The organism is Sulfitobacter sp. HI0129, from assembly GCF_001635395.1.
In the GTDB taxonomy this organism is placed as follows: Bacteria; Pseudomonadota; Alphaproteobacteria; order Rhodobacterales; family Rhodobacteraceae; genus Sulfitobacter.
In genome coordinates this window covers 1-514 of sequence record NZ_LWGH01000021.1, presented here as the reverse complement: position 1 = coordinate 514, position 514 = coordinate 1, and the positions used below count along the sequence as shown (strand labels likewise).

1 protein-coding gene is annotated in these 514 nt (G+C 61.1%); it reads right to left on the bottom strand.

Features of this window, described 5'->3' with window-relative positions; translation table 11 throughout:
• Window positions 1-514 (bottom strand): TniB family NTP-binding protein (locus A3764_RS00265; protein ID WP_201722371.1); only part of this gene is annotated, 514 nt, incomplete at both ends.

The window sequence follows — 514 nt, the reverse complement described above, 5'->3', positions numbered from 1 at the left end:
CCCTGGTCGCGGTGCCCGTCAGATCGGACGGCTCGCGCAGCGGCAGGATGTGCCCGAGGCTTTTCAGAAGTCCGGCAAAGACGGCATCGTTCTTCCAGGGCTTGAGGTGAAACGCTTCGAACCGCTCCGCCAATTGCGCATCCGTCAGCAATGCCTGGCGGGCGAGGTCGGTCCCTGCGCAGACCAGGGGAATCCGCAGATCGTTGGCGAGGAATCTTATGGCATTGAGGAAAATCCGCTGCTGCCTATATGTCCCGGCCAGCATGCCGTTCACCTCGTCGAGAATGATCATCTTCGCCCCGACCGTTCGCAGCAGCGAGCGGCAGACATCTTTCTCGCGGGCCAATGTGCCCCCGGCCATTGCCGGCGCGCCCATACTGGACAGCAATTCGCGGTAAAGATCCCGCTCGATCGGCTCGGAGGGTACTTGTGCAACCACCACTGGGCGATGATCGACGCCGGTTACCTGACAGAACTTTGGCGGGTGATCACGTTCAAACTTGCGCACGATCTT